3 protein-coding genes and 1 pseudogene are annotated in these 6,647 nt (G+C 70.6%); 1 reads left to right on the top strand and 3 read right to left on the bottom strand.

The window, feature by feature from the left end:
* From ligA to smc, 3 genes and pseudogenes are all read right to left on the bottom strand, one after another.
* A pseudogene (gene ligA, locus QZ772_RS06990) lies at positions 1-884 on the bottom strand (NAD-dependent DNA ligase LigA); the annotation flags it as partial.
* 28 nt (positions 885-912) lie between these two features.
* Positions 913-2,022, bottom strand: coding sequence for a cell division protein ZipA C-terminal FtsZ-binding domain-containing protein (locus QZ772_RS06985; RefSeq protein WP_295524282.1), 1,110 nt, complete (start codon positions 2,020-2,022; stop codon positions 913-915).
* A gap of 52 nt (positions 2,023-2,074) precedes the next feature.
* The gene (smc, locus tag QZ772_RS06980; protein ID WP_295524280.1) at positions 2,075-5,590 is read right to left on the bottom strand and encodes a chromosome segregation protein SMC; all 3,516 of its coding nucleotides are present in this window, start codon (positions 5,588-5,590) and stop codon (positions 2,075-2,077) included.
* A 94-nt stretch (positions 5,591-5,684) separates the two neighbouring features.
* Here smc and QZ772_RS06975 point away from each other — a divergent pair, with 94 nt between their 5' ends.
* A complete protein-coding gene (locus tag QZ772_RS06975) occupies positions 5,685-6,449 on the top strand; it encodes a hypothetical protein (protein WP_295524278.1) in 765 nt (254 codons plus the stop codon).
* Positions 6,450-6,647 lie beyond the last annotated feature (198 nt).

Genomic DNA, 6,647 nt, shown 5'->3' with positions numbered 1-6,647 from the left:
AACGCGCCGATCTGCCGGTGGAACTCGGCCAGCTCCTGCGGCCCGTTGCAGACCTGCGTGCGGTCCGACACCGGAAAGCCCCAGGAGCGCAGCGTCAGCAAGGCCTGGTACTGCGTGCCGAAATCCGGCCCACCCTGCTCCACCGGCGTTACCTCGCCCCAGCCATAGGCGAAGAAGGACAGCGGGCGCTGCCGCGCGATGGCCGGATCGAGCTGGCGCACCGCACCGGCCGCCGCATTGCGCGGGTTGACATAGGTCTTCTCGTTCTTCCGGCCGGCCTCGATCTTCTGGCGCTGCCGCTCGTTCAGGCGGTCGAAGTCGGCCCGCTTCATGTAGACCTCGCCGCGCACCTCCAGCACGGGCGGTGCGTCCTTCGGCAGCTTCAAAGGAATCTGGCCGATGGTGCGGATGTTCTGCGTCACGTCCTCGCCCACCTCGCCGTCGCCGCGGGTGGCGGCCTGCACCAGCGTGCCGTCCTCATAGCGCAGGTTGATGGCCAGGCCGTCGAACTTGAGCTCGGCCACGTATTCGACGGGCGGCGCATCGGCGGCCAAGCCCAGCTCGCGGCGCACGCGGGTGTCGAAAGCTTCGGCGCCGGTGGCCTCGATGTCGGTCTCGGTGCGGATCGACAGCATGGGCACGCGGTGGCGCACCTTGGCGAAGAAGGGCAGCACGGCGCCGCCCACGCGCTGGGTGGGCGAATCGGGCGTGCGCAGTGCGGGATGCGCCTCTTCCAGCTCGGACAGGCGGCGGAACAGCCGGTCGTATTCGGCGTCCGGAATCTGCGGCGCGTCCAGCACGTAGTACTGATGCGCGTGATGGTTGAGGGCAATGCGCAGCTTGGCGGCCTCCTGGGCCACCGCTGCGGGAACGGTGTCGGTCATCGCGGTCGGTGTGCGGTAGCAGCGCGGATCAGGAGAACAGCCGGCGCGCCAGCGCCGAGCCGGCGGACAGCTCGCGGCCATCCAGCGTGTCGTAGAGCTGTTCCAGATCCTGGCCGATGGCGTCCAGCGTCTCGGTGCGCAGGGGCTGGCCGTCGCTGTCGGTGACCACGCCATCCATCTCGCGGGCGAGGGCCTCGGCGATCTCGCGCATGCGGGCGAAGGGTTCCAGGGCGCGGTCGACCTGCGGCACGTCCAGGCTCAGCATCAGCTCGCGGATGGCCGACTGGGCCGGGTCGTCGGCCAGCGCGGCCTGGGTGTCGAAGACCAGGCCGAGCACCGGCGGCGCACCGGCATCGGTGTTGGGCAGCACCATGCGCCCGGGCAGCATGCCGGGCACGAAACCCAGGCGCGCGGCGTTCTGCTGCACGTAGCCGGGGCTCCAGGCCGCGTGGCGAGCGCGCAGCACGAAGGCCAGTTGCGCGTCGTGCGCGCTGGCGAACTGGTCCAGCTCGCGGGCGCGGGCGACCTCGTCCAGCATCTCTGGGAACTCGGGCGCGCCGTTGAGCGCATCGGCGAAGGCCTGAGCCTTGACCACGAACTCGGAATACTCGATCTCGTTGAGTGCGCCGGTGCGGTTGGCCAGCTGCACGCCGATCTGCAGCGCGCGGTAGCGGGCACTGGAGACGGGCGCCTCCCATTCCGACGCGCCGTCGCGCAGGCCTTCGACGGCGATGGGCTTGCTGCCCGCGCGGCGCGTGGCGGGCATGGCCGCCAGCACGGCCGCGCCGGAGACCAGGCCTTCCAGCGCCACGGGCGCGATCACGTCGATCAGCGGATCCAGCCCGCCGCGGCGGATGCCCAGCAGCGAGGCGGCGCCCGGCTGGCCGCTGGGCGGCGGCAGGTCGGGGTCGAACAGCGGCTCGTGCCGGTCGGCCGAATGCACGTCGTTGGGGTCGGCATGCAGCACCGGATCGTCCGGGCCGCCCTGCCCCCCGTCGAGCGGCGCCAGGCCGGAATGCGGCCCGTCGCCTTCGGGCTGGCGCGGGGCGTTGCGGCGCAGCGTCCAGGTGTTGTAGGCGATGAGGGCCGCCAGCACCAGGCCGCCGGCGATGGCCACGGCGATCGTGAGATTGCTCATTGGGATTGCTCTTCCGAGTTCTTGTTGTAAGGCGCGCGGGCGTGGCCGCGCGTCAGCCGACTTCGGCCATGCCGGCGGCGGATTCCATGTCCACGGCCACGATGCGCGAAACGCCCTGCTCCTGCATGGTCACGCCGATCAGCTGCTGTGCCATCTCCATGGCGATCTTGTTGTGGCTGATGAAGAGGAACTGCGTGCCCCGGCTCATGGCGGACACCAGGCGCGCATAGCGCTCGGTGTTGGCGTCGTCCAGCGGCGCGTCCACCTCGTCAAGAAGGCAGAAGGGCGCAGGGTTGAGCTGGAAGATGGCGAACACCAGCGCGATGGCCGTGAGCGCCTTCTCGCCACCTGACAGCAGGTGGATCGTCTGGTTTTTCTTGCCGGGCGGCTGGGCCATGACCTGCACGCCGGCGTCCAGGATCTCGTCGCCGGTCATGATCAGCCGCGCATTGCCGCCGCCGAACAGCTCCGGGAACATTCGGCTGAAGTGCTCGTTGACCGTGTTGAAGGTGCCGCCCAGCAGCTCGCGCGTCTCGCCGTCGATCTTGCGGATCGCGTCTTCCAGCGTGGTGATGGCCTCGTTCAGGTCGGCCGACTGGGCGTCGAGGAAGGTCTTGCGCTCGCGGGCGCTGGTAAGTTCGTCCAGCGCCGCCAGGTTGACGGCGCCCAGGCCGGCCACCTCGCGGTGCAGGCGGTCGATCTCCCCCTGCAGGCCGGTCAGGCGCACCTTGTCGGCCTCGATGGAGGCGGCGATGGCCTCGCGGTCGGCCTGCGCGTCGGCCAGCAGCTGCTCGTACTGCTCCAGGCCCAGGCGCGCGGCCTGCTCCTTGAGCTGCATCTCGGTGATGCGCTGGCGCAGCGGGTCGAGGGCGCGCTCGATTTGCAGCCGCCGCTCGTCGCTGGCGCGCAGCTTCTGCGTCAGGTCGTCGTACTGGCTGCGCATGGCGCCCAGCGCCGCCTCGCGCTCGGCCTTGAGATTCAGGGCATCCTGCAGGCCAGCCTGCGCGGCGGCGTCGGACAGGCGGGCCAGCTCGCCCTCGGCCCGTTCGCGCTCGTCGGCCAGGGCCACGGTCTGCTGGCGGGCGGTGTCGATGGCGCGGCCGAGTTCGGCGCGGCGCGCCTCCAGCGTGCGTTGCGAGAAGGTCGATTCCTGTACCTGTCGCTCGAGGCTGCGGTGCTGCTCGCGCGCGGCATCGAGCTTGCGGCTGGCCTCGATCACCCGCTCTTCCAGCTCGGCATGGCGCTCCTGGCTGTCGGCCAGCTGCAGGTCCAGCTCCTCGAAGCGGGCCTCGGCGGCGACGCGGCGCTCCTGCAGTTCTTCGAGCTGCGCCTCGACCTCGCCCAGGTCGGCATTGAGTTGCTCGCTGCGGGCGCGAGCCTGCTCGGCCTGCTGCGACAGGCGCAGCGTTTCCACCTGAAGCTCGTGGGCGCGGGCGCGCGTCTGGTCGGCCTCGCGGCGGGCGCCGACCAGCCGGCCAGCCGCCTCGGCATAGGCCGACTCGGCGCGCACGAGGGCCGTGCGGGCCTCTTCGGCGATCAGGCCCTGGGCGCGCAGTTCGCGCTCCAGGTTCTCCATTTCCTGCTGGCGGGCCAGCAGGCCGGCCTGTTCGGAATCCTGGGCATAGAAGCCCACGCTGTGGCGCGTGACCACATGGCCGGCGGCCACGTAGATGGCCTCGCCGGGCTGCAGGCGCTCGCGGGCGGCCAGCGCTTCGTCCAGGCTGGCGGCGGTGAAGCAGCCGTGCAGCCAGTCGGCCATCAGCGACTGCAGGCCGGCGTCGTGCAGGCGCAGCAGGTCGGCCAGACGGGGCATGGCGCCCGAACTGGCGGCAACCGGCGCGGCGGGCGGCGTGTAGAAGCTGAGCTTGGCCGGCGGCGCGTCGTTGGCGAAGGCGCGGGACATCTCCAGGCGCGAGATCTCCAGCGCGCCCATGCGATCGCGCAACGCGGCTTCGAGCGCGGCCTCCCAGCCGGGCTCCACATGCAGGCGGCTCCATAGGCCCTGCAGGCCGTCGAGCCCGTGTTTGGCGAGCCAGGGGCGCAGCTTGCCGTCCGTCTTGACCTTCTCCTGGAGAGCGCGCAACGCCTCCAGCCGGGCCGACAGCTCGGCCTGGCGGGCGCCCTCGGTGTTGACGGCCTGCTGGCGGGCGCGGCGGTCATCGTCGAGTTGTGGCACGCGCTCCTGCAGGTCCATCAGACGCGCCTCGGACTCGCTGGCCGCTTCTTCGGCCATGGCGAACTCCTCGCGCAACGCGTCCAGCTTCGCCTCGTCGGGCGCATTCAGCGCCTGGCGGTCGGCACGCAGGCGGTCGCTTCGCTGGCTGAGCTGACGCACCTGGTCGTCGATGTTGCGCTGGTCGGCGGCCAGCACCTGGATCTGCTGCTGCACCTGCACCACGGCGCCGCGCTGGCCGTTGGCGGTTTCCTGCGCGCGCTGGCGCGCGTCTTCCAACTCGGGCAGTCGGGCTTCCTGCTCTTCGAGCTGCGCGGCCAGGATGGCGGCGTGCTCCTCGGCGTCCATGCCGGCGCCGGCCAGGTTCTCCAGCTCGACCTCGGCGTCGGCGCGGCGCGTGTCCCACTGCTGGATCTGCTCGGCCAACTGGGCCAGGCGCTGCTGCACGCGCTGGCGACCTTCGACCACATAGCGGATCTCGCCTTCCAGCCGGCCCACCTCGGCGCTGGCCTCGTAGAGCTTGCCCTGGGCCTGGTTGACCTGATCGCCGGCGCCGTAGTGGGCCTGGCGGATGGTCTCCAGCTCGGCCTCGATGTGGCGCAGGTCGGCCATGCGCGATTCGAGGTCGTTGACGGCCTGGCGGCCCTCGGCCTGCACGCGGACCTGGTCGGCTTCGGCGTCGGCGCGTTTGAGGAACCACAGCTGGTGCTGCTTGCGCGTGGCCTCGGCCTGCAGTTGGTTGTAGCGCGCGGCCACCTCGGCCTGCTTCTCCAGCTTCTCAAGGTTGGCGTTGAGCTCGCGCAGGATGTCCTCGACCCGGGTCAGGTTCTCGCGCGTGTCCGACAGGCGGTTCTCGGTCTCGCGGCGGCGCTCTTTGTACTTGGAGACGCCGGCGGCCTCTTCGAGGAAGAGTCGCAGCTCCTCGGGCTTGGACTCGATGATCCGGCTGATCGTGCCCTGGCCGATGATGGCGTACGCCCGCGGCCCCAGGCCGGTGCCCAGGAACACGTCCTGCACGTCGCGGCGGCGCACCGGCTGGTTGTTGATGAAGTAGCTGCTGTTGCCATCGCGCGTGAGCACGCGCTTGACCGCGATCTCGGTGAACTGGCTCCACTGACCGCCGGCGCGGTGGTCGGCGTTGTCGAACACCAGTTCGACGCTGGCACGGCTGGCCTGCTTGCGGCTGGTGGTGCCGTTGAAGATCACGTCCTGCATGGACTCGCCGCGCAGCTCGGAGGCGCGCGACTCGCCCAGCACCCAGCGCACCGCGTCCATGATGTTGGACTTGCCACAGCCGTTGGGACCCACCACACCCACCAGTTGGCCGGGCAGCATGAAGTTGGTCGGCTCAGCGAAGGACTTGAACCCGGAAAGCTTGATGGAGTTGAGACGCACCGCAGACGGGCAGCAAGGCCAAGATGTTGATATTCAAGGAAAAAGTGCGCAGCCCGTGCCTTGCCGCGCAAGGGCAGGATGATAACGTGCGCCCATGCGCCTTCCCCTGCCCGCTTCCCTCGCGCCCGTGCACGTGCCGCACCTGTTGCTGCCCGGCCTGATCGGTGCCTGTGCCCTGCTCGCCGGCTGCGGCATGTTCCATGACACCAAGCGGGCCGAGCCCTACACCCAGGGCGAATGGATGGAGTCCGGCGCCAACCGGGTGGCCAACCTGGCCCTGCGCGACAACCTGGAGTCGGTGCGGCGGGTGCAGCTGTCGCTCTACCGCCGGAACCCGCGCGAGTGGCGCAAATGGGCCACCAGCGCCGACGACGCGGTGGCCCGCACCTGGCAGTCCATCGACCAGGAGCAGCCGCTGCCCTGGCTGCGCGGCGCGACCGGCATCGAGGCGGTGCGCCTGGCCTTCGCCCCGCCCGAGACCTACGCGGGCGACCGCGTGGCGGCACTGGTGACCGGCTGGGCCGCCATGCTCAAGCAGGCCAACGGCGACACCTGGCGGCAGACCATGATCGACGGCGTCAGCGCCGAGAACGCCTTCCGCGCCGCCCGCAACTTCGAGATCTCGCTGTGGCTGCTGACCTCGCGCACCGCGGCCGACGGCCAGCCGCTGCTGCTGTCCACCGAGATCAGCGAGCGCGGCCGCAACCTGCTGGTGGACCGGGAACTGTCGAAGGTGGTGGCGCGGCTCGATCTGCTGGCCGCCCAGGCCGACGAGAAGTACCGCCGCGCCGCGCTGGACTTCGGGCAGAACTGGCTCATGGGCAACCTGGGGCCGTTGCTGGCCATGGTGCCGCGCTGAGCCGGCGCGTCGCGCCGCCCCTTGGCGCCGCCCGTCTTTGCACACCACCGACACAGGTCGCTTTCTAGAATGCGCCGCGCAACCCGTGCAAACCCGGCCTCCGCGCCGCGCGGCGCGCATCTTCTCCACCACCTCCCCTCCTGCACATGAGCACCCTGAACTTCATCGGTGGCGAAAAAGGCGGCGTCGGCAAGTCCG

Origin of the sequence: uncultured Pseudacidovorax sp. (assembly GCF_913773995.1) — a bacterium.
Classification (GTDB): Bacteria; Pseudomonadota; Gammaproteobacteria; order Burkholderiales; family Burkholderiaceae_C; genus Xenophilus.
The sequence above is the reverse complement of the archived record's forward strand: the minus strand, read 5'-3'. Positions and strand labels throughout refer to the sequence as shown.